The sequence below is a fragment of the Saccharopolyspora sp. NPDC002578 genome (genome assembly GCF_053592695.1).
The window spans coordinates 1-19,865 of the sequence record NZ_JBSFWJ010000031.1 but is presented as its reverse complement, the minus strand read 5'-3'; the positions used below and the strand labels follow the sequence as shown (position 1 = coordinate 19,865).

Below are 19,865 nucleotides of genomic sequence, written 5' to 3'. Positions count from 1 at the left end.
CCTGAAGATCGCTTCAGGCAGGGCTGGCATGCTGATCCGCATGCGGGTGCTCGTCGTCGAGGATGAACGTCGCGTCGCGGAAGCGCTGCGCACCGGGCTGGGAGCCGAGGGGTGGGCGGTGGACGTCACCGGCGACGGCCTCGACGCGCTGCGGCTCACCGAGGAGCGCGAGTACGCGGCGATCCTGCTGGACATCATGCTGCCCGGCCTCAACGGCTACCGGGTGTGCGCGCGGCTGCGGGCGGCGGAGAACTGGACGCCGATCATCATGCTCACCGCGAAGGACGGCGAGTACGACGAGGCGGAGGCGCTCGACGCGGGCGCCGACGACTACGTGACGAAACCGTTCTCCTACGTGGTGCTGCTGGCCCGGTTGCGCAACGCGATCCGCCGCAGGCCCGCGGAGCGCCCGGCGGTGCTGCGCGTCGGCGACCTGGTGCTCGACCCGGCCCGGCGCAGCTGCGCCCGCGCGGGCCAGGACATCTCGTTGACCGGCAAGGAGTTCGCGCTGCTCGAAGTCCTCGCCCGCAGCCGCGGCCGCGTGGTGTCCAAGCGCCGGTTGCTGGAGGACGGCTGGGACTTCGCCGACGAGCCCGACGTGAACCTCGTCGAAGTGCACATCAGCGCACTGCGGCGCAAGATCGACAGCCCGTTCGGCGTGCGCAGCATCCGCACCGTCCGCGGCCACGGCTACCGCCTCGACGCGGAGGGGGCCTCCGATGCGTGACCGCCTGCTGCTGCGGCGGCTGTCGATCCGGGCCCGCACCACGATCACCGCCACCACCATCGTCGCGCTCGCCGTCGTCGCCATCGGCGCGGTGCTGGTCGGGCACCTCAACGGCAGGCTCAACGAAGAGCTCGACGCGGCGCTGCAGGAGCAGCTCAGCGCGGCGAGCGCCTCCGTCGTGGCGGGCAGCGGCATCCCGGAGGAACCGTCGGGCACCGTGCGGGTCCGCGCCGTCCCCGCCGATGACCCGGCCGGCAGCGTGCCCGCCCGACCGGACCTCGAACCGGGGTCGGCGCCGATGACGGGCGAGCTTGCGGACACGCTCGAACCGCCTGCCCCGGCGGACCTGCCCGAACCGGTGGCCCCGGCCGAACCGGTCGACCCGGCCGAACAGCTGGGCCCGCGACCGATCCCGGCCGGTGCGGAAAGCATGGCTCCGCTGCGCACCGCCACCGCGACCGTCGTCACGCCCACGGGGAACCAGACGCTCATCGCGAGTGCCTCCACCCGGTCGGTGCAGCGCGCGACGGAGACCGCAGCCACCGGGTTGCTGTTCGGGATGCCGGTGCTGCTGGCCGTCGTCGCCACGCTCACCTGGTTCAGCACCGGACGCGCGCTGCGCCCCGTGGAGGCCATCCGGCACGAGTTCACCCGCCTGTCCGCGCAGGACCTGCGCGGGCGGATGCCGGTGCCCGCCAGCGGGGACGAGATCGCGCGGCTCGCTTTGACGCTCAACGACACCTTGGACCGGCTCGACGATTCGGTGCGGCGGCAGCGGCGGTTCGTCGCCGATGCCTCCCACGAGCTGCGCAGCCCGCTGGCCGCGCTGCGCACCCCGCTGGAGGTGGCGCAGGCGCACCCGGACCGGGCGCACTGGCCGAGCATCGCCGAAGGCACCCTGCACGACCTGGACCGGCTGGAGCGGCTCACCTCGGACCTGTTGGCGCTGGCCAGGATCGACGGCACGACCCCTGCCCCTGGCGACGAGCTCGACCTGAGCTCGCTGACCGCCGACACCGTCGCCCGGCGGGCTCCGGCCGAACCGCAACGCGCCGTCGAGCTCGAACCGGGGATCGTCGTGCGGGGCCACCGCACCCACCTCGCCCGGCTGATCACGAACCTGCTGGACAACGCCGAAGCCCACGCCGAACACCGGGTCGCGCTGCGGCTGCGCGCCGAGGACGGGTGCGCCCGGCTGGACGTCGTCGACGACGGACCCGGCATTCCCGTCGAGTCCCGCGATCAGGTCTTCGAACGGTTCGCCCGCCTGGACACCGCCCGCGCCCGCGAGCAGGGCGGTTCCGGGCTCGGCCTGGCGCTGGTCCGCGAGATCGCGGACCTGCACCACGGTTCGGTCGTCATCAACGACTCCGACCGCGGCGCGCACTTCACGGCCCGGTTCCCGCTGAGCGCACCGTCCGGTTCCGCACAGCGACCGGACGGTGACGCCCCCAGATCCTGACCGGGCGGAAACCGTCGGGTTCCCGCCCGCGACCTCAGGACCAGGTCCACAGCGGACGAATCAGGCCCACAGCCTCGCGGTCGCCAATTCCGCCCCCGCCACCAGGGATTCCAGCTTCGCCCAGGCGATCTGCGGGTGCACCCGCCCGCCGAGGCCGCAGTCCGTGGAGGCGACCACGTTCTCCCGGCCGACGCACTCCGCGAACCGGACGATGCGGTCGGCGACGAGCTCGGGGTGCTCCACGACGTTCGTGGCGTGGCTGACGACACCCGGCAGCAGCAGCTTGCCCTCGGGCAGCGCGACGTCCCGCCACACCTTCCACTCGTGCTCGTGGCGCACGTTGCCCGCTTCGAACGCGTAGGCCTGCGCGTTGATGGACAGCAGCACGTCCACCAGGTCGCGCATCGGCAGGTCCGTGGTGTGCGGGCCGTGCCAACTCCCCCAGCACAGGTGGAACCGGATCCGCTCCGGCGGCAGCCCGCGCAGCGCGTGGTTGAGCGCCTCCACCCGCCGCATCGTGAAGTCCCGATAGGCCTCCACCGTCGGCTCCGGGTTGATCTGATCCCAGTTCTCCGCGATCGCCGGGTCGTCGATCTGCAGGATCAGCCCCGCGTCGATGATCGCCTCGTACTCCTCGCGCATCGCATCCGCGCAGGCGTAGAGGAATTCCTCCTCGTCGGCGTAGTGCTCGTTGCCGATGCGCGAACAGCTGCCCGGCCCGATGGAGGTCATGAACCCCTCCTCCAGCCCGGCCGCCGCCAACGCCCGCTTGAACCCGCGGATGTCCGAGGCGATCGCCTCCTGACCGGTGTAGGTCAACGGCCCGGTGCACGTCGGGAACACCTTCGCGCTGCTGCTCACCGCCGCGCCCGACGTCGGATCGGCGTAGGCGTCGGCGAACCGCGTCCGGTCTCGGCGGTTGCCGAACGTCGTCAGCTCCACCTCGCCCGTCGGCTTCGCGCGCTGCCCCGTCACGTCCGCCAGCGCGGTCCTGCCGAGCTCCAGGCCGCCGAGCCGCTGGAACGAGTACGACCACCAGGCGCCGTAATCCACCTTCTGGCTGGTCGCCTTGCCGAACTCCCCGTCACCGACGAACCCGATGCCGAGGTCGCGCTGCCGGACCACGAGCGCGGCCAGCTCCGCGTCCAGTTCCTCCCGGTAGGCCGCGGCATCCCCACCGTCCGCCGCGTTCCACTCGATGAGCGCCTCGGGCCGCGGCAAGCTGCCCGCTTGAGTGGTCAGAATGCCTTCGCTGCTGGAACGCATGACGCCGTCCTCCGTCGTGAGATGCACACTCGCGACGCCATGCTCGCCGTGCCGGGGCACGCTTGGCAACATCCCCGGTGCGGGGTCAGCGGGAGCTTGGGAACTTCGGCGCGTGGGCTTCCGCTAGGTAATGGCGGGCGAACAAGATCGATCCATCGGCGAAGTCGATCCGCAAGAACGGCTCCCGCGGAATGTTGCGGCCGAGCGGCGCGAAGTTCACGGCGGCGACGCGTGCGATCGGCACTTCCACGTACGAGTGCGGCTGCTTGGCATCCTTGAGCGCGGCAACACCCTCCGCGGCCTGCTGAACCTGTGCGGCCACCGAACGGACCTTCCCGAACCATCCGGTGCTCGACTCATCACGCTGCTCTGCCTGTCGCGCGCTGACTTTGCCCTGTTCGACGATCACGGCCAGCCGATTCGAGCTCAACGCGAGGAACGCTTCGCCGGGAACCGTCGCGAGGCGATCGCCGAATCGGACCGCGTCACGTTCAGCGGAATCGGCGAACACCCACCACATGATGGAAGGATCGTCGGCCCACTCGTCGTTCAAATACCGGCCGGACGTGACGAGCTCGCTCGGCAAGGGCCAATCCGAGGTGTCCACAGTGGATGTGATCACTTCGAGGACCGGGGAGTGCGGGACGAGGGTTCGCCCCGACACCGTAGAACCGACATAGCCTTGCTCCGGAAGCACGAGCCACAACAGCTGCTCGCCGTCGACCAGCCACTTCTCGGCCAGCTTCGCCGACCACTTGCGCTCCAGGATCTCCCGATCCAGTTCGTTGAGATCAGCCACGTCCGCTCCATTGCTGTCCGCGCATGAACGCTTGCAGGGCGTCGACCATGACCGGGACGCCTTGCGGCCGACGGGCGTTCAACCCGAAGCCGGATCCATCGCGCAGTGTGATCGCGCACGTCATGGGATGTTTCGATCCGATCGGGCGGCAATCCGCGATGTCTGCGGCGCTGAAGTCCAACCACGGCAACACGCGCTCAGGCCGAATCGGCTCGCCGGAGATGTTCTTCCCGAACTTCTCCGCTTCTTTCCCAGCACCGGGCTGACCGGCCGAGCCCGGCCGCGCAAGCAATTCCACCGCTACACCCAGCCGTCGAGGCGTCAAAACCCACAGCATGCGATACGGCGACCCCTCTGCGGGAACGGTACTGCGGACCGCTCGCACCGCGGCACAATCCGGATCGCCGCCGAACACGGTCAGATCAGTCCGACGACCGCTGTTACCCCCTGCGCCACCACGGTCGCCGCTGTCGCCGCTGCCGAACGCCATCGTCAGCAACGCGTCCCCCGCGAAGTTCCCTACAGCGGCAGCGGCCTTTCCGCCGCCCCTCGCGAAACGCTTGCCCATGCTCTCGGTAGGGGCGCCGCTCGCGTCCAACCCCTTGACCTTGTAAGCCATGTCCTCTTGCCAGAGGGCCCACAGCAGCGGCTCATCGCGAGCACACCACCATTCGCGAGCCACCAACGGCGCCGAGAGCGCCCTGGACACCGACATACGGTTCCCCTTCTCAGACGCTGAATCCACTGTCCGTGGCCGCCTGCCGATCCTCGGAGCTCGACGGGTCCTGAGCCTTGTCGTAGCCGTACTTCACACCCTGCTCGATGCCCTCTTGCGCCACCGCCGCACTTCCCTCGTGCACGACGGCATCTTGCCAGCGGTGCTCACCGCTCAGTCCGGCTGCACCGAGCCCGGCTTGCACTGCATTGGTGGCCAATGCCTGCTCGCCCGTCGCCCGCTCCATCTCCGGCTGAAGATCACCGCCCCACGATCGAACAGGATTCCCGTTTGAATCCTGCCGGTAGATGACGTCACCGTTGTGATCGGTCCTCGCCTGGTTGGCATAACGATTGCCGGTCGTCGAAGCCATGTCCTGTGCGTTGGCGCGCTCCAGGTCGCGGGTCGCCCTGTTGAGATCCGCCTGCGCTCCAGGCCGACCTTGCGCGAGCGCCTCTTCCGCTTCCCGGACTCCGCGCTGCGCATTGCGGACGCCATCGGTATCGCCGCGCGTGACCATCTTCGCAAGGGGGTTTCCGTCGATCTGGCGGGCGACCCACTGCTGGGCCATGTTCCCGCCACGCAGGTCGTTCATCTTCTCGACGACCTTGCGCAGGGGGCCGCTGCGGAGTTGTTTGAGGAGCTCTTCCAGCTTCGTGACCAGCGGCTTGAGCTTGTGGAGGAGTTCGGCGACCTTCGTGCCGAGGCGGGTGCCGGTGATGGCGACCTGCGAAGCGGTCAGGCCGGAGGCGGCGCCGACCGAGGCTCCGGCGGTGATCCAGGAGGCGGCCAGGGCTGCGATCCACTCGATGATGAGGCCGATCACGAGTTCCTGGATGATGTCGATCGCCATCTCCACGAACATGTCGAAGAGGTCGGCCGCCATGTTCAGGATCTGGGTGAGGCCGCGGACCTCCGAGGCGAACGCGCTCGCGCCGCCGGAGAACTCGTCGAGCTGCTTGCGGAAGGCGTCGCCCGCCTGGCCCTCCCAGTGCGGCTTGGTGGCTTCGGCGCGCTGCTTCTCCTGCTCGCCGAGCTTGTCCAGCCACTCGGCGACCTGCTCCCAGCCCTTGCCGGTGCTGCGCATCTGCTCCGGGTCGCCGATGGCGGGTTCGAGGACGAACTCCACCAGCGGGCTGATCACCAGCGACACCAGGAATCCGAGCCCGTTGTCCATGAAGGACTGCCCAGGGCTGGTGACCATCTGCAGCTGTTCCATGCGGGCGTTGACGGTGGCGATCGCGACGTCCGGCGGGTTGTCCGCTCGCGCCAGGTCACCGCTGGTCGAGGCGGCGGACGAGCCGTATTCGGTCGTCTGCTCCATGTAGCTCTTGCCCGGACCGCCCGCGCCGTTGACCGCGCCGAGCGAGGCGGGTCCGCCACCGGACACGCGCATCCCGCTGAGGTCGATCTTGCCGAGGTCGTCGGCCTGCGTCTGGTCCATCTCCTGGTAGTCCTTGGCGCAGTCCTGGACCGCCGAGGAGATGTGGCTCATGAAGCCGCCGGCCTGCTTGGCCAGGTCGCGGCACTCCTCCAGGGAGTCGAAGTAGGCGAACGCCAGCAGCTCACCGATCGGGCCGAAGCAGTCGTCGCTGACCCGCGCCTGCTCCAGCACCGAGGACAGCTGGTCCAGGTGCTGCGACACCCCCTCGGAGCCCTGGCTGTGCGCGGTCAAGGCCTCCGGTGCGACATTCAGTGCCACGCTCGTCCCCCCAGGATCGAACCGATTGCGTCACCGCCGATCAGTGCCGCGATAGTACTGCGACGGTCTCAAGCGCTGGTTCGTTCCCGTGAATTTCGCGGCCGGAGACAGCAGCGGAGGCGACCCGACGCGCGGGCCGCCTCCGGTGCTCGCTCGTTCAGTTCCAGATCTCGGCGGCCCACTCGGGGTGGTCGACGAAGGGGTTGCGGTTGTGCTGGAACTGGTCGTAGATGACCTGGTTGCGGTTCTGCTCGAACTCGTCCGGCGGGTCCTGGGCGTTCCACTCCAGCAGCACCGACTGGCGGCCCATCAGCGGGGCGCTGCCGTTGTCGACGTTGTCGTTGAGCTCCAGGTCGGGGGCGCCGTCCTCGCCCTCGTAGCGCACCGCCATGTACATGATCATGCGGGCGACGTCGCCCTTGACCTCGTCGCGGGGCTCGAACGAGTCCTCGTCGGTGAAGTTGCCCTCGGCCTCGTCGACGGGGCTGCCGCCCATGTCGAAGTCCTTGTTGCCGCGCTCCGAGTTCACCGACACGTCGGTGGGGCGCAGGTGGTGGACGTCGGTGCCGGGTCCGACCGCGGTGCCGAAGTCGCCGTGCGACTTGGCCCAGGTGTGCTCGCGGTTCCACTGGTCGGCGCCGCCGCCGTTGGTGTCCTTGCCCTGCGAACGGCCGCTGTAGAGCAGGATGACGTTGTCCGGGTTCGCCGGGTCCTGGTCGGTGACCTTCAGCGCCTCCCACACGTCGTCGTAGGTGAGCTGGTCGTTGGTGCTGATGATGTCGTTGAGGGCGACCTTCAGCTCCTCACCGGTCTTGCCGAGCGCCGGCTCGTAGTACGTGTCGTCGTAGGCCGTCACGCGATCGGCCACACCCAGGTCGGCGGGAGCGGCGGAAGCGGGCATCGGCACCGCCAGAGCCAGCGGCAAGGCGCCCACCACGGCCAGTCGTTTCCAACGGGTCTTCAGCACGGGCATGATCCTCTCCCGAAAGGCTGACGCCACCTACGCATTGGCGATTCGCGGTGACGCCGCGTCACAAAGCACGGTCAAGGCAAAAGTCTGGCACGCGAAAAGCCACTGACGAGTGAATCGTTCAGAGCAATCACATGTCCGCGCGATGGACTAACGATGAAGCGAAATCACGCCCGGCACCAGCGAGAACGGGAAAACCGGGGAATTCCAGCGCGATTCACCATCCGAAATGCCGTAACCGTTATCGCGGAGATGACCCGAGGGCCCGGATCGGCAAATGGGAATGGAGCGAATCGCCGGGAGAACCGTTCTCCCGGCGATGGCGGACGAGCCTCGGATCAGCCGCCGTCGGTCCACGTCGGCGGGGCGATGACGTGCAGGGCGTTGCTGGCGACCGAGAACAGCTGCGGCGTGTTCGCCACCAGCTCGCCGTCGATGTTGATCGGCAGCTCGGCGTCGGTGCGGACCTCGACCTTCCCCGTGCGCAGGTGCGTGACCAGCGAACTGTCCGTGGTGCTGCCGGTGCGCAGCTCGCGGGCCATCGACAGCAGCCGCAGCGGGCTCCCGTTGCGCAGCACCGACACGTCGAGCATCGCGTCGTCGATGCCCGCGTCCTGCGCGGCGAGCTGGCCGCCGCCGAAATAACGACCGTTGGCCACCGAGATCTGCAGCAGGTCGGTGAACGTCAACGGCTCGTGATCACCATCCGGGAATTCCAGGGTCGCGGTGAACGGGCGGTGCTTGCGCAACGCCCGCGCCGTCGCCACCGGATAGGCCAGCGGACCGATGCGCCGCTTCAACCTCGGCGACATGTGCTCGGCGACGGCGGCGCCCAAACCGGCCGAGGCGCGGTTCACGTAGTAATTGCGACCGCACAGCCCTAAGTCCACGTCCACGACGTGGCCGCGGGCGATGGTCCGGCAGGCACCGTCGAGGTCCGCCGGGATGTGCATGGTGCGGGCGAAGTCGTTCGCGGTGCCCAGCGGCAGCAGGCCCATCGGCACCCCGCGGTGCGCCAGGACGTCGACGACGGAGCTGACGGTCCCGTCGCCGCCGCCGAGCACGATCAGGTCGTGCCCCGCGTCCACGGCGCCCTCCACGACCTCCAGCAGCCGGGACGGGTCCCGCAGCGGGTGCACGGCGTGCAGCGGCACGTCCAGCGCTCGCAGCAGGTCTTCCGCGTGCGAGCACGCGCGAGCACCCGATCGGGAATTCGCGTTGACGATCAGGGCTGCCTTGGTCACGTGGCCGTCGTAGCGGATGACGCCTCCTTCAATCACGACGAAGGCTACCCGCAGGCAGCGGTGCGTCGATCGTTCGTGCTGGTGAGCACGCTCACGCGGTCCCGGTACCACTCGCTGGCCCGGGCCGGACGTGCTCGGACCCCGCCTGCGGGGGCAGGCGGGGTCCGGCGGAGCACGGGAGTCGGGCGTCCCGTGCGCTGTTCACTTCGTCGGGGCCGGTTCGCAGCCTCGGGGCGGCTGCGTTCCCGGGAAGGGGCGAGAAGCTCGGGGAAGCGACCCGCCCCGCGGGATCAGTCCTGACCCAGCTTCGCCAGGTCGCCGACGCTGCCCTGGAAGTGGTTCTGGTCCACGTCACCGCTGACGCCGGGCACGGAGCCCTCTTCGGTGTACTGCCAGAAGTTCCAGTCCTTGAAGCCCTTGGGCACGGTCGGCTCGTCCACCTCGTAGGCGGCCAGCCACAGCGGGTGGTCCGCGTAGGCGTCACTGCCGCCCATGCACTCGTTCCAGAACGAAGGGTTCGCGTAGATGATCGGGTCGGCCCCGGTCGCGTCCTTGATCTTCTTGTTGAACGTGTCGGTCCACTTGTGCATCTCCGGCACGGACAGGCCGTAGCAGCCACCGCCGGAGGGGTCGACCTCGAGGTCCAGCACCGGGGCCAGGCTCTTGCCGTCCTTCTTGTAGTCGGCGACGGACAGCAGCTTGTCGGCCTGCGCCTCAGCGGACTCGTCCGGGCGGGCGAAGTGGTACGGCGCCGCCATCAGGCCCGCGTCCTTCGCGCCGTGGTACTGCTCGGCGTACTTCGGGCTGGTGAAGTCGGTGCCGTCCGTGGCCAGCACGAACGCGAAGTTCTGACCGGACTCCGCGACCTTCTTCCAGTCGACGGAGCCGTTGTGGTTGGAAACGTCGATGCCCTTGGCGGGCGGGCCCGGCACGGGGCCGGTGTCCTTCGGCGCCTCGTCGGAACCGAACAGGCCGCCCTCGTCCTTGCCGGAGTCCTGCTCCGCGGCGGGGATGTCGTCGACCTGCGCGGCGGCGCGGACGTCGTTGTCGGAACCGGTGCTGACGCTGAGCACGGCGACGCCCAGCACGCCGAGCACGGCGAGTCCGGCGCCGGCCTGCATCGCGCGCAGCCGGGGGTGCTGCGGGCTGCGGTGCCCGCCGCGGTTCGATTCGGTCGCGGCCTGGAACTTGGTGGCGGCGCCGCTCGCCGCCGGGCCGACGCGCTGCTCGATCCACTGACCGGCGGTGGAGTTCCGCACCCGCTGCAGCAGCGGCAGCACGGCGAGCCACAACCGGCGCAGCAGCGGGAGGATCCGCTGCCAGACCTGGTGGGCGTAGGGCCGCACCCGGTCCACTCCGGAACGCACCGCGTGGTCGGCTCCCAAGGCCGTGTCCCGCCAGGCGTTGCTGTTCGCCGAAGCGGTCCGCGAGGTGTCGGGGTTCTGGTTCTCGGGGGTCGGGGTCTGAGGCTCGTTGCCTCGTTCGGGGTTCTGGTTTCGATCGGGGGGTGTCACGAGGCCCCACACTCCGGAACGGAGCGTGTACGTGCATCGCGGTTTCTACGTACGGAGGTACCTGGTTACGTCGACCCAGGCCACCGTCGCCCGGCCGAATCGTCACGGGCTGTGAATGTTCCGGCCGAACCGGAGAGCTGGCTCACGAAACATCGGCGGAACCGCACCGTCTCGAAACAGCCCGGAACGCGGTCAGCCTAACCCACGCCCCCGGCTACGAAAGACGCCGCCGCACCCATCCGACGATCTCCTCCCGAGCGCGGAAGCCGAGCCGCTCCAGCACCTGATCGGCTTCCACCTCCGCCGACTGCGGCGCGATGTGCAGCCGCCGCGCGATCTCCGCGCCGCTCGACCCCGCCGACAGCAGCAGCGCCGCCTCCATCTCGCGCGAGGTGAGCCCACCGTCCCCGGAGGTGATCTCCGGACCGGTCGCCGGGCTCGCGGACCGTTCTTCGAGCGCGTAGGAGACCATCTCGGACAGCTCCCAGCCCGCGCCCTCGTCGTAGGCGGACCGGAACCGGGCCTCCCCGAGCACCTGCTGCGCCCACCTCATCGCCACCGCGTCGTAGTCGTCGAAGTACACCGAATCGCCCATCTCGCCGCCGTTGGCCTTGCGCAGCGCGTTCGACGCCCCCATCAGCCGCGCCGCGCGCTGCGGCTGGTCCGTCGTCGTCGCGCACCACGACAGCACCTCCAGGTAGACGCCGAGCCCCGCCATGTCCCGCGCCAGCCGCTGCAACCGGATCGCCTGCTGGATCAGCAAGGTGGCCTCGCGGTGGTCCCCGCCGCGCCACCGGTGCAGCGACACGACCCACAGCGCGTAGCACTTGGTCCACGTCGCGCCGTAGGTCTCGCACAGCCGCAAGGAGTCCGCCGCCGCCTCGGTCCCGCCGTTGTCCCCCCGGTAGAAGCCCAGGCAAGCGAGCAGGATCGTCGCGCTCACGTAGCCGAACGGATCGCCGGTCGCCTTGTGCCCGGTCGCGGCCCGCTCCAGCACCTCGGCGGCCTCGTCCAACCGGCCGGCGAGCATCGCCTCCATGCCCCGGGTGCCGTCCACCCGGGCGCTCAACGCGGTATCGCCGTAGCGGTCGGCGATCTCCCGCGCCTCGCGCAGCATGGGGTCCGCGGCCTCCACCTCCTCCAGGTGCAGCGCGAGGAACGCCGCCACCCCCAGCCCGTCGGCCCGCTCCGCGACCGGTTCGGGGAGCTGCTCCAGCGAGCTCAGCAGCCACTGGTAGCCCTCCCGCAACGCGTTGCCGGAGAACCAGAACGACCACAGCTTCGACGCGGTCGCCGCCGCCGTCACCGCCCCGCCCGGCACCTCCAGGTCCCGTTCCAGGACGTACCGGAGGTTGGCGTGCAGGTGGATCATGTGGTGGACCCATTCCAGCTGCTCGGGCCCGAACACCTCGCGCCGGTAGCGCTCGGCGAGGGAGTGGAAGTAGGCGGCGTGCCGCTCGCGCACCACGCCTTCCTGGTGGGCGGCGTAGAGCCGGGCCAGGCCGTACTCGCGGATGCTGTCGAACATGCGGAAGTAGTCGGTGCCGCCGCTCGCGTCGAACTCCCGCACCACGATCGACTTGGAGACCAGCACGTCGAGCGACTCGGCGATCTCGTCGACGGCGAGCGCGTCGTCGGCGCACACGGCGCGCACCGCGTCCAGGTCCCATTCGCCGACGAAGCAGGACAGCCGCGTCCACAGCAGCCGCTCCCTGGCGGCGCACAGCCCGAAGCTCCAGCCGATCGACTCCTCCAGCGCCTCGTCGCGGGAGGAGCGGTGCCCCTTGGTGAGCAGCGCGAACCGGTCGTCGAGCCGGTGCAGCACGTCGTCGAGGGAGCTGTCCCGCAGCTGCGCGGCGGCGAGCTCGATGGCCAGCGGCATCCCGTCGAGCCTGCGGCAGATCCGGCCGATCGCCTCCCGGTTGGTCTCGTCGAGGACGAAACCGGGCACCACCGAGGCCGCGCGGTCGGTGAACAGGCTGACGGCGTCGGCGAACACGTCCCCGTAGCCGTGCTCGGCGGTGACGGCCTCCGCGGGCAGCGACAGCGGCGCGACCGGCAGCACCAGTTCGCCCGCGACGCCCAGCACCTGCCTGCTGGTGGCCACGATGCGGACTTCGACCTGCTCGGTGAGCAGCCTGCGGGCCAGCCCGGCGACGGCGTGGAGCACGTGGTCGCAGTCGTCGAGGATGATCAGCATCCGCTCGTCCCGGATCCGGCTGACCAGGTCCTCGGCCGGGTTCCCCGGCCCGGGGCGGCCGCCGAGCGCCGCGTTCACCGTCTGCGGCAGCAGCGCCGCGTCCTGCACGTCGGCGAGGCTGACCAGGACGACTCCGTCGGCGAAGGCGCGCCGGACCTTGCGCGCCAGCCGCAGCGCCAACCGGCTCTTGCCGACCCCGGCCGGCCCGGTCAGCGTGAGCAACCGGCCGGAGTACATCTGCCTGCGCGCATCGGCGAGTTCGCGGCGCCTGCCGATGAAGCTCGTCGTCTCGGGAGGCAGCCGTTCTCGCGTTCCCCGCGTGGTGTTCGCCGTGCTCACCGCCCACCTCCTGCTCCGAGCGTATGGCACCGGTCACAGCAGTACCCGTTCGGCGGTACCCCATACCAGCTCACAGCCGTGCCGACACGCCGACGCGTGTACCGAACCGGCCTGATCCGGGCGTCGGGCAGAATGCACGCACGTTCTGGGCGGAGATCAGGAGAGGTGTCGGAACATCGTGACGACGGCTGTGCATCAGAGGATCGCCGAGGAGCTCGGCGTGCGGGAGCGGCAGGTCGACGCTGCCGTCGGCCTGCTCGACGGCGGTGCCACGGTGCCGTTCGTCGCGCGGTACCGCAAGGAGGTCACCGGGGCGCTCGACGACGCGCAGCTGCGCACCCTGGAGGAGCGCCTGCGCTACCTGCGCGAGCTGGAGGAACGGCGCAGCACGGTGCTGGAGTCGATCCGCTCCCAGGGCAAGCTCGACGACGAGCTGGAGAGCCGGATCAACGCGGCCGACTCCAAGGCCCGCCTGGAGGACATCTACCTCCCCTACAAGCCCAAGCGGCGCACCAAGGGGCAGATCGCGCGCGAAGCCGGGCTCGAACCGCTGGCGGACCTGCTGCTGACCGATCCCGGCCAGGACCCGCAGACCCGCGCGGCCGAGTTCGTCGACGCGGACAAGGGCATCGCCGACGCGTCCGCCGCGCTGGAAGGCGCCCGGTCGATCCTCGTCGAGCGCTTCTCCGAGGACGCCGACCTGGTGGGCGAGCTGCGCGAGCGCATGTGGTCGAACGGCCGCGTGGTCTCCCGCGTCCGCGACGGCAAGCAGGACGATGGCGCGAAGTTCGCGGACTACTTCGAGTTCGACGAACCGTTCGCCGCGCTGCCCTCGCACCGCATCCTGGCGCTGTTCCGCGGGGAGAAGGAAGAGGTCCTGGACCTCTCGATGGAACCGGACGACGGCGCCGAGCAGGACGGCCCGACCCCCTACGAGCGCGAGATCGCGCGGCGCTTCGAGATCGCCGACCTCGGCAGGCCCGCGGACCGCTGGCTCGGCGAAGTGGTGCGCTGGGCGTGGCGGACGCGCGTGCTGACCCATCTCGGCATCGACCTGCGGCTGCGGCTGCGCCAGGCCGCCGAGGACGAGGCCGCCCGGGTGTTCGCCGCGAACCTGCGGGACCTGCTGCTGGCCGCGCCCGCCGGGATGCGCGCCACGATGGGCCTGGACCCGGGCTTCCGCACCGGCGTCAAGGTCGCCGTGGTGGACGGCACCGGCAAGGTGGTGGCCACCGACACGATCTACCCGCACCAGCCGCAGCAGCGCTGGGACCAGGCGATCGTCTCGCTGGAGAAACTGGTCCGCGAGCACGGCGTGGACCTGGTCGCGATCGGCAACGGCACCGCGTCCCGCGAGACCGACCGGCTCGCCGCCGACCTCATCCAGCGGCACCCGGACCTGGGGCTGACGAAGATCTCGGTGTCGGAGGCGGGCGCGTCGGTGTACTCGGCCTCCGCCTACGCCTCCCGCGAGCTGCCGGACCTGGACGTGTCGCTGCGCGGCGCGGTGTCCATCGCGCGGCGGTTGCAGGACCCGCTGGCGGAACTGGTCAAGATCGACCCGAAGTCGATCGGCGTCGGCCAGTACCAGCACGACATCACCGAGACGAAGCTGTCCCGTTCGCTGGACGCGGTGGTGGAGGACTGCGTGAACGCGGTCGGCGTGGACGTCAACACCGCGTCGGCGCCGCTGCTGACCAGGGTTTCGGGCATCGGGGAGGGCCTCGCGGAGAACATCATCGCGCACCGCGACGGCAACGGTCCGTTCCGCTCCCGCGCCGGGCTCAAGGACGTGGCGCGGCTGGGCCCGAAGGCCTTCGAGCAGTGCGCGGGCTTCCTGCGCATCCCCGGCGGTGACGACCCGCTGGACTCCTCCAGCGTGCACCCGGAGTCCTACCCGGTGGTGCGCCGGATCCTGGAGTCCGCCGGGGCCGAGCTGGGCACGCTGATCGGCAACACCCGCGTGCTGCGCGAGATCAAGCCGGCCGATTTCGTCGACGACTCGGTGGGGCTGCCCACCGTCACCGACATCCTCGCCGAGCTGGAGAAGCCGGGCCGGGACCCGCGGCCGACGTTCAAGACGGCCACCTTCGCCGACGGCGTCGAGAAGATCGGCGACCTCAAGCCGGGGATGCGGCTGGAAGGCGTGGTCACCAACGTGGCGGCGTTCGGCGCGTTCGTCGACGTCGGGGTGCACCAGGACGGTCTGGTGCACGTCTCGGCGATGTCGAAGAACTTCGTCAACGACCCGCACGACGTCGTGAAGTCGGGCGACGTGGTGAAGGTGAAGGTCCTCGACGTGGACGTGCCGCGCAAGCGGATCTCGCTGACCCTGCGGCTGGACGACGAGGCCGGTTCGGAACGCGGTGAGCGCGGCGGCGGTGAACGCCGCGAGGGCAACCGCGGCCGCAACGGCGGCGGACGGCCCGGCGGTGGCAACGGCAACGGCGGCAAGGGCGGCAGCGGGAAGGGCGGTGGCCAGCGCAAGGGCCGCGACTCCGCTCCCGCGGGCGGCGCGATGGCGGACGCCCTGCGCCGCGCGGGTTTCAACAACCGCTGACGGAACCGGGAATTCCTGCGCGACCGCGCGGCACTCGCACTCGGAGTGCCGCGCGGTCGCTCGTCACTCATTCCACACGCGGATCGCACCCGAGAAATCGAACGCACCCGGCGTGTCGGACACCCCCTGTGGACAACTGTATTCGCTGTTCAGCAGGGGTCCGGGAACCTGAATCGCAGGGTTCGCCCCGTTCGAGTGGTTCAATTGCGGAAATCGTCCACACCGTGACGGCGCGGGCGGGTCAGGTGTGGGGCTGGTTCTTCTGGAGCAGGCCGATGAGCTTGTCGCCGAGGATCTCCGGGATGACGCGTTCCGCCGAGCGGGCCGCCGCCGCGTTCAGCGCGGACATCGCGAGGGGCCGCAGCCGCTGCACCGCGTCGGAGTAGCGGGCCACCTCCGATTCGTCCCAGACCGCCGTGGACGGATCGCCGAGGACGTGGGTGCGCACCAACGACACCAGCGTCGCGGACACGTGGTCCACGTCGCTCTGCAACTGCTCGGCGAGGTCGAGCACGTCCTCCAGCGGGACCCCGAGGTGCACGAGCTCGCTCCCGGCGTCGAGCAGCTGCGGGCTGGGGGCGACGAACCGCGCGCCCCACCGCTCCAGCAGGTTCAGCTCCAGTGCGCGGCGGATGTTGCGCTGGTTGAGCTGGCCGCGGAACATCTCGCGCAGCTGGGACAGCGAGAACACCCGCGGCGACTGCTCCGCCCAGGATTCGCCCATGACCTCTTCGAGGCCCAGCACCTCGGCAAGGCTTCGTCCGGCTTCCCAGGCCGAGAGCATCTCCTTGATCTGCGCGAAGGCGTAGCCGCGTTCGAGCATGTTGATGATCATGCGGAGGCGCACCAGGTGGGCGTCGGAGTAGATCGCGAGCCTGCCCTCCCGGCGCGGCGCGGGCAGCAGTTCCCGGTCTTGGTAAACCCGCACGTTGCGCACCGTGGTGCCCGCGGCGCGGGCGAGATCGTCGATCCGGTATTCGGCCACCTGCCGGAGTCTAGTTCGTCCGGTGATCACGTGGGGACGGGTGACGGAGGTCCGCATCGCCTGGGGGTACGACGCGGACCTCCGCCGGGAATGGAGGTCGATCGCGCGGATCAGACCTCCGTCCGGTCCTCGTCCCGCTCGCGTTCCTGATCAACGGCCTTGCGCCGGGGCAGGAACCTGGCCAGCAACGGCCACGCCAAGATCAGCAGCACCACGGCGTAGACGGTGAGCGAGAACGGCGTGTTCACCAAACCGATGACCTGACCGTCACTGATCTGCAACGCGCGGCGCATCTGCTGCTCGGCGGTGGGTCCCAGGATCACGGCGATGATCGCGGGCAGCACCGGCAAACCGTAGCGGCGCATGGCGAAACCGATGAGCCCCACGATGAACAGCACCAGCAGGTCCAAAGAGGACCCGCCGACCGCGTAGGCACCGATGCTGGCGAAGAACAGGATGCCCGCGTACAGGTACGGCCGCGGGATCTGCAGCAGCTTCGCCCACACCGGCGCCAGCGGCAGGTTCAGCACCAGCAGCAGCACCGAGCCGATGAACATGCTCGCGATCAGCGCCCACACCAGGTCCGATTCCCGCTGGAACAGCAGCGGTCCCGGCTGGATGCCGTACTGCTGGAACGCGGCGAGCATGACCGCCGCGACCGCCGTGGTCGGCAACCCGAGGGTCAGCATCGAGACCATCGTCCCGGCGGCCGAGGCGCTGGCCGTCGCCTCCGGCCCGGCGACGCCTTCGATGGCGCCCTTGCCGAACTCGTCCTTGTGGCGCGACAACCGCTTCTCGGTGACGTACGACAGGAACGTGGGGATTTCCGCGCCACCGGCGGGGATCGCGCCGAACGGGAACCCGATCACCGGGCCGCGCAGCCACGGCTTCCAGGAGCGGCGCAGGTCTTCCTTGCCCAGCCACGGCCGCCCCACCGGGATGGGCTTGCCGGAGGTGTGGCGCAGGTGCGCGGCCACCCACAGCGACTCGCCGATGGCGAACAGCCCGACGGCGACGATGACGACGTCGATCCCGTCGGCCAGCGGCAGCAGCCCGAAGGTGAGGCGCTGCTGCCCGGTCATCTCGTCCAGTCCGATCAGCCCGATGGTGAGGCCGATCAGCAGCGAGGCGAACCCGCGAATCCGCGAACTGCCCAGCACCGAGGTGACCGCGATGAACGCGAGCACCATCACCGCCAAGTAGTCGGGCGCACCGATGTTCACCGCGACCGACGCGACCGTCGGCGCCAGCAGCGTCAGCAGCGTGATGCCGATCAGGGCGCCGATGAAGTGCCCGATGGCGGCGGCGGCCAGCGCCTGCGACCCGCGGCCCTTGCGGGCCATCGGATTGCCCTCCATGGCCGCGACCACGGCGGCGCTCTCCCCCGGCGTGTTGAGCAGGATCGACGTGGTCGATCCGCCGAACATCCCGCCGAAGTAGATGCCGGCGAACATGATGAACGCCCCGGTCGGTTCCAGCGCGTAGGTGACGGGCAGCAGCAGCGCCACGGCCATCGCCGGCCCGATGCCGGGCAGCACGCCGATGGCGGTGCCCAGCAGCACGCCTAACGCGGCCCACACCAGGTTCATCGGGGTCAGCGCGGTGGCGAACCCCTGCATCAACAGGTCGAACGAGGATTCCACGTCACAACACCCCCATCAGCGGTCCGCCGGGCAGGGGCACACCGAGCAAGTGGTTGAACACGACATACGTGCCGACGGACAGGACCGCGGAGATCAGCGGATCGCGCACGGGGTTGCGGCTGCCCAGCGCGTAGGCCGAGCCCCAGAACAAGATCATCCCGGACAGCGGGAAGCCGATGACGTTGATCAGCACGGCGTTCGCGAGGAACGCCCCGGTCAGCAGCAGCACGGTGCGCCAGTCGCTGGGCGCGTCCAGGTCGACGTCCTCGCCCGCTTCGGCCTGGCCGCGACCGCCGCGCAGCACGTCGCGGACCAGCAGCGCGGACACGACCAGCAGCAGCGCGCCGACGATCAGCGGCACCGTCTTCGGGCCGACCGGCCCGCGCTGGGTGAAATCGGTGGCGATGGTGGCCGCGTCGACGAGGACGACCACTCCGAGCGCGGCCAGCAGCACGCAGATGCCGAGTTCGGAATGCTCCCGCAACCACTGCCGCCGGGAAACTCCGTTGGTGTTCATGCCAGTCCCAACTCCCCGAGCACCGAGACGACCCGGTCGCTCTCCTGCTGCAGGAATTCACCGAACGCGGGGCCGGGCTGGAACGCCGGGGTCCAGCCGTTGCGCACCATCGCCTCCTGCCACTCCGGGGAGGAGTTCAGCCGGGTGAACAGGTCGACGAGCTTGGCCCGGTCGGCCTCGGACATGCCGGGCGGGGCGACGATGCCGCGCCAGTTGGTGAACCGCACGTCCACACCGGCCTCGGTGAGCGTCGGGGCGTCCACATTGGGCAGCCGTTCCGGCCCGGTGACCGCGAGGACCCGCAGCTCGCCCGCCTCGATCTGGTCGCGGTACTCGCCGATGCCGGAAACGCCGAAGTCGACCTTGCCGCCGAGCACCGACGCCAGCAGTTCACCGCCGCCGTCGAACGGCACGTAGTTGACCTGTTTGGGGCTCAGCCCGATGGCCTTGGCCATGAGCATCGGCGCCAAGTGGTCCGGTCCGCCGGGCGAGGAACCGCCGCCGACCGGGGTCTGACCGGGGTCGCGCTTCCAGTCCGCGACCAGCTGGTCGAAGTTCCGGTACGGGGAGTCCTTCGCGACGACGACCACGTTGGGCTCTTCGACGAGCTTCGCGACGGGCGTGGTGTCCTGCAAGGACACCGGCGAGTGGTTCGTGTAGACGCTGCCGACCACGCCGAGTCCCATGGACATGGCGAGCTTGCCGTTGCCGCGCTCGCTGACGACCCGGCCCAGCCCGACGGTGCCGCCCGCCCCGGGCAGGTTGAACACCTCGACGTTGCCGTTGAGCTTCGCGTCCTCCATCGCCTTCACGGCGGTGCGGGCGGTGATGTCGTAGCCGCCGCCGGGCGAATTCGGCACGAGCATCCGCAATCCGCGGATCTGCTGTTCGGTCTCGCCGCCGGAGCCGGTGCTCACCAAGGGCGGCACCAGCAGCACGAGCAGCAGGGACGCGACCACGGACAGCGCGCTGCGTAGGCGCACGGGGATCCCGCCTCTCCGTTGTGGTGGGAACGTGACCCGGATCATGCTGCACAACGGACTCCGCGTTGTCCTCCTTACGAACGAAACGATGCTTTTGTTCCTTGTGTCAGAAGGACGATGGCGTCCTGCGTAGGTGTCCGGGTAGCGGAACCTCAGTGGCTTCCTCGCTGCGGGATCATTTTTCCAAGTGGCTCCGCCACGAGGAAAAATGCTGTCCTCGCGAGGAAGCCACTGAGAAC

The 19,865-nt window shown here is 69.9% G+C and carries 15 protein-coding genes; 3 read left to right on the top strand and 12 right to left on the bottom strand.

The genetic code is table 11. From position 1 onward, the window contains the following. Positions 1-40 precede the first annotated feature (40 nt). Positions 41-727 (top strand): response regulator transcription factor, encoded by a 687-nt coding sequence (locus ACWD38_RS16460; RefSeq protein ID WP_184485510.1) that lies wholly within the window; start codon positions 41-43, stop codon positions 725-727. Further along, entirely contained in the window at positions 720-2,189 is a 1,470-nt protein-coding gene (locus ACWD38_RS16455; RefSeq protein ID WP_184480631.1) for a sensor histidine kinase, read from the top strand. The genes ACWD38_RS16460 and ACWD38_RS16455 overlap by 8 nt, the downstream gene beginning before the upstream one ends. A 60-nt stretch (positions 2,190-2,249) precedes the next feature. On the opposite strand, the gene ACWD38_RS16450 is transcribed toward ACWD38_RS16455, so the two are convergent. From ACWD38_RS16450 to ACWD38_RS16415, 8 genes are all read right to left on the bottom strand, one after another. Further along, positions 2,250-3,455 (bottom strand): cobalamin-independent methionine synthase II family protein, encoded by a 1,206-nt coding sequence (locus tag ACWD38_RS16450; RefSeq protein ID WP_184480633.1) that lies wholly within the window; start codon positions 3,453-3,455, stop codon positions 2,250-2,252. A gap of 85 nt (positions 3,456-3,540) precedes the next feature. Then, positions 3,541-4,254, bottom strand: coding sequence for a hypothetical protein (locus tag ACWD38_RS16445; protein ID WP_450124368.1), 714 nt, complete (start codon positions 4,252-4,254; stop codon positions 3,541-3,543). Further along, positions 4,247-4,963, bottom strand: coding sequence for a hypothetical protein (locus ACWD38_RS16440; RefSeq protein WP_450124367.1), 717 nt, complete (start codon positions 4,961-4,963; stop codon positions 4,247-4,249). The genes ACWD38_RS16445 and ACWD38_RS16440 overlap by 8 nt, the downstream gene beginning before the upstream one ends. 19 nt (positions 4,964-4,982) lie before the next feature. Then, on the bottom strand, positions 4,983-6,671 hold the full coding sequence (locus ACWD38_RS16435) for a WXG100 family type VII secretion target (protein WP_450124366.1): 1,689 nt from the start codon (positions 6,669-6,671) through the stop codon (positions 4,983-4,985). Between the two features lie 157 nt (positions 6,672-6,828). Next, positions 6,829-7,635, bottom strand: a complete 807-nt coding sequence (locus tag ACWD38_RS16430) for an endonuclease I family protein (RefSeq protein WP_425503610.1) — start codon at positions 7,633-7,635, stop codon at positions 6,829-6,831. 344 nt (positions 7,636-7,979) lie between these two features. After that, on the bottom strand, positions 7,980-8,885 hold the full coding sequence (locus tag ACWD38_RS16425) for a lipid kinase (protein ID WP_450124365.1): 906 nt from the start codon (positions 8,883-8,885) through the stop codon (positions 7,980-7,982). 290 nt (positions 8,886-9,175) lie between these two features. Further along, positions 9,176-10,270, bottom strand: a complete 1,095-nt coding sequence (locus tag ACWD38_RS16420) for a GH25 family lysozyme (RefSeq protein ID WP_221315877.1) — start codon at positions 10,268-10,270, stop codon at positions 9,176-9,178. Positions 10,271-10,613: 343 nt separating this feature from the next. Continuing rightward, complete coding sequence (locus tag ACWD38_RS16415) at positions 10,614-12,938, bottom strand: ATP-binding protein (RefSeq protein ID WP_450124364.1); 2,325 nt, start codon at positions 12,936-12,938, stop codon at positions 10,614-10,616. Positions 12,939-13,116: 178 nt separating this feature from the next. On the opposite strand from ACWD38_RS16415, the gene ACWD38_RS16410 reads away from it, so the two are divergent. Beyond that, positions 13,117-15,498: a Tex family protein gene (locus ACWD38_RS16410; protein WP_450124363.1), complete on the top strand. Its 2,382-nt coding sequence runs from the start codon at positions 13,117-13,119 to the stop codon at positions 15,496-15,498. Between the two features lie 241 nt (positions 15,499-15,739). Here ACWD38_RS16410 and ACWD38_RS16405 read toward each other — a convergent pair whose 3' ends face one another. From ACWD38_RS16405 to ACWD38_RS16390, 4 genes are all read right to left on the bottom strand, one after another. Next, complete coding sequence (locus tag ACWD38_RS16405; protein ID WP_184480652.1) at positions 15,740-16,483, bottom strand: MerR family transcriptional regulator; 744 nt, start codon at positions 16,481-16,483, stop codon at positions 15,740-15,742. A 110-nt stretch (positions 16,484-16,593) separates the two neighbouring features. Further along, positions 16,594-18,102 carry a tripartite tricarboxylate transporter permease gene (locus tag ACWD38_RS16400; protein ID WP_184485514.1) on the bottom strand — a complete coding sequence of 503 codons (1,509 nt, stop codon included), beginning with the start codon at positions 18,100-18,102 and terminating at the stop codon, positions 16,594-16,596. A 25-nt stretch (positions 18,103-18,127) separates the two neighbouring features. Further along, a complete protein-coding gene (locus ACWD38_RS16395; protein WP_184480654.1) occupies positions 18,128-18,643 on the bottom strand; it encodes a tripartite tricarboxylate transporter TctB family protein in 516 nt (171 codons plus the stop codon). After that, positions 18,640-19,626 carry a Bug family tripartite tricarboxylate transporter substrate binding protein gene (locus tag ACWD38_RS16390; protein WP_343071491.1) on the bottom strand — a complete coding sequence of 329 codons (987 nt, stop codon included), beginning with the start codon at positions 19,624-19,626 and terminating at the stop codon, positions 18,640-18,642. Before ACWD38_RS16390 ends, ACWD38_RS16395 begins: the two co-directional genes overlap by 4 nt. Positions 19,627-19,865: the final 239 nt, after the last annotated feature.

Excerpts from the sequence above, each read along its gene's own strand:
- ACWD38_RS16460 (WP_184485510.1), top strand. The coding sequence starts at position 41 with ATGCGGGTGCTCGTCGTCGAGGATGAACGTCGCGTCGCGGAAGCGCTG.
- ACWD38_RS16455 (WP_184480631.1), top strand. The coding sequence starts at position 720 with ATGCGTGACCGCCTGCTGCTGCGGCGGCTGTCGATCCGGGCCCGCACC.
- ACWD38_RS16450 (WP_184480633.1), bottom strand. The coding sequence starts at position 3,455 with ATGCGTTCCAGCAGCGAAGGCATTCTGACCACTCAAGCGGGCAGCTTG.
- ACWD38_RS16400 (WP_184485514.1), bottom strand. The coding sequence starts at position 18,102 with ATGCAGGGGTTCGCCACCGCGCTGACCCCGATGAACCTGGTGTGGGCC.
- ACWD38_RS16395 (WP_184480654.1), bottom strand. The coding sequence starts at position 18,643 with ATGAACACCAACGGAGTTTCCCGGCGGCAGTGGTTGCGGGAGCATTCC.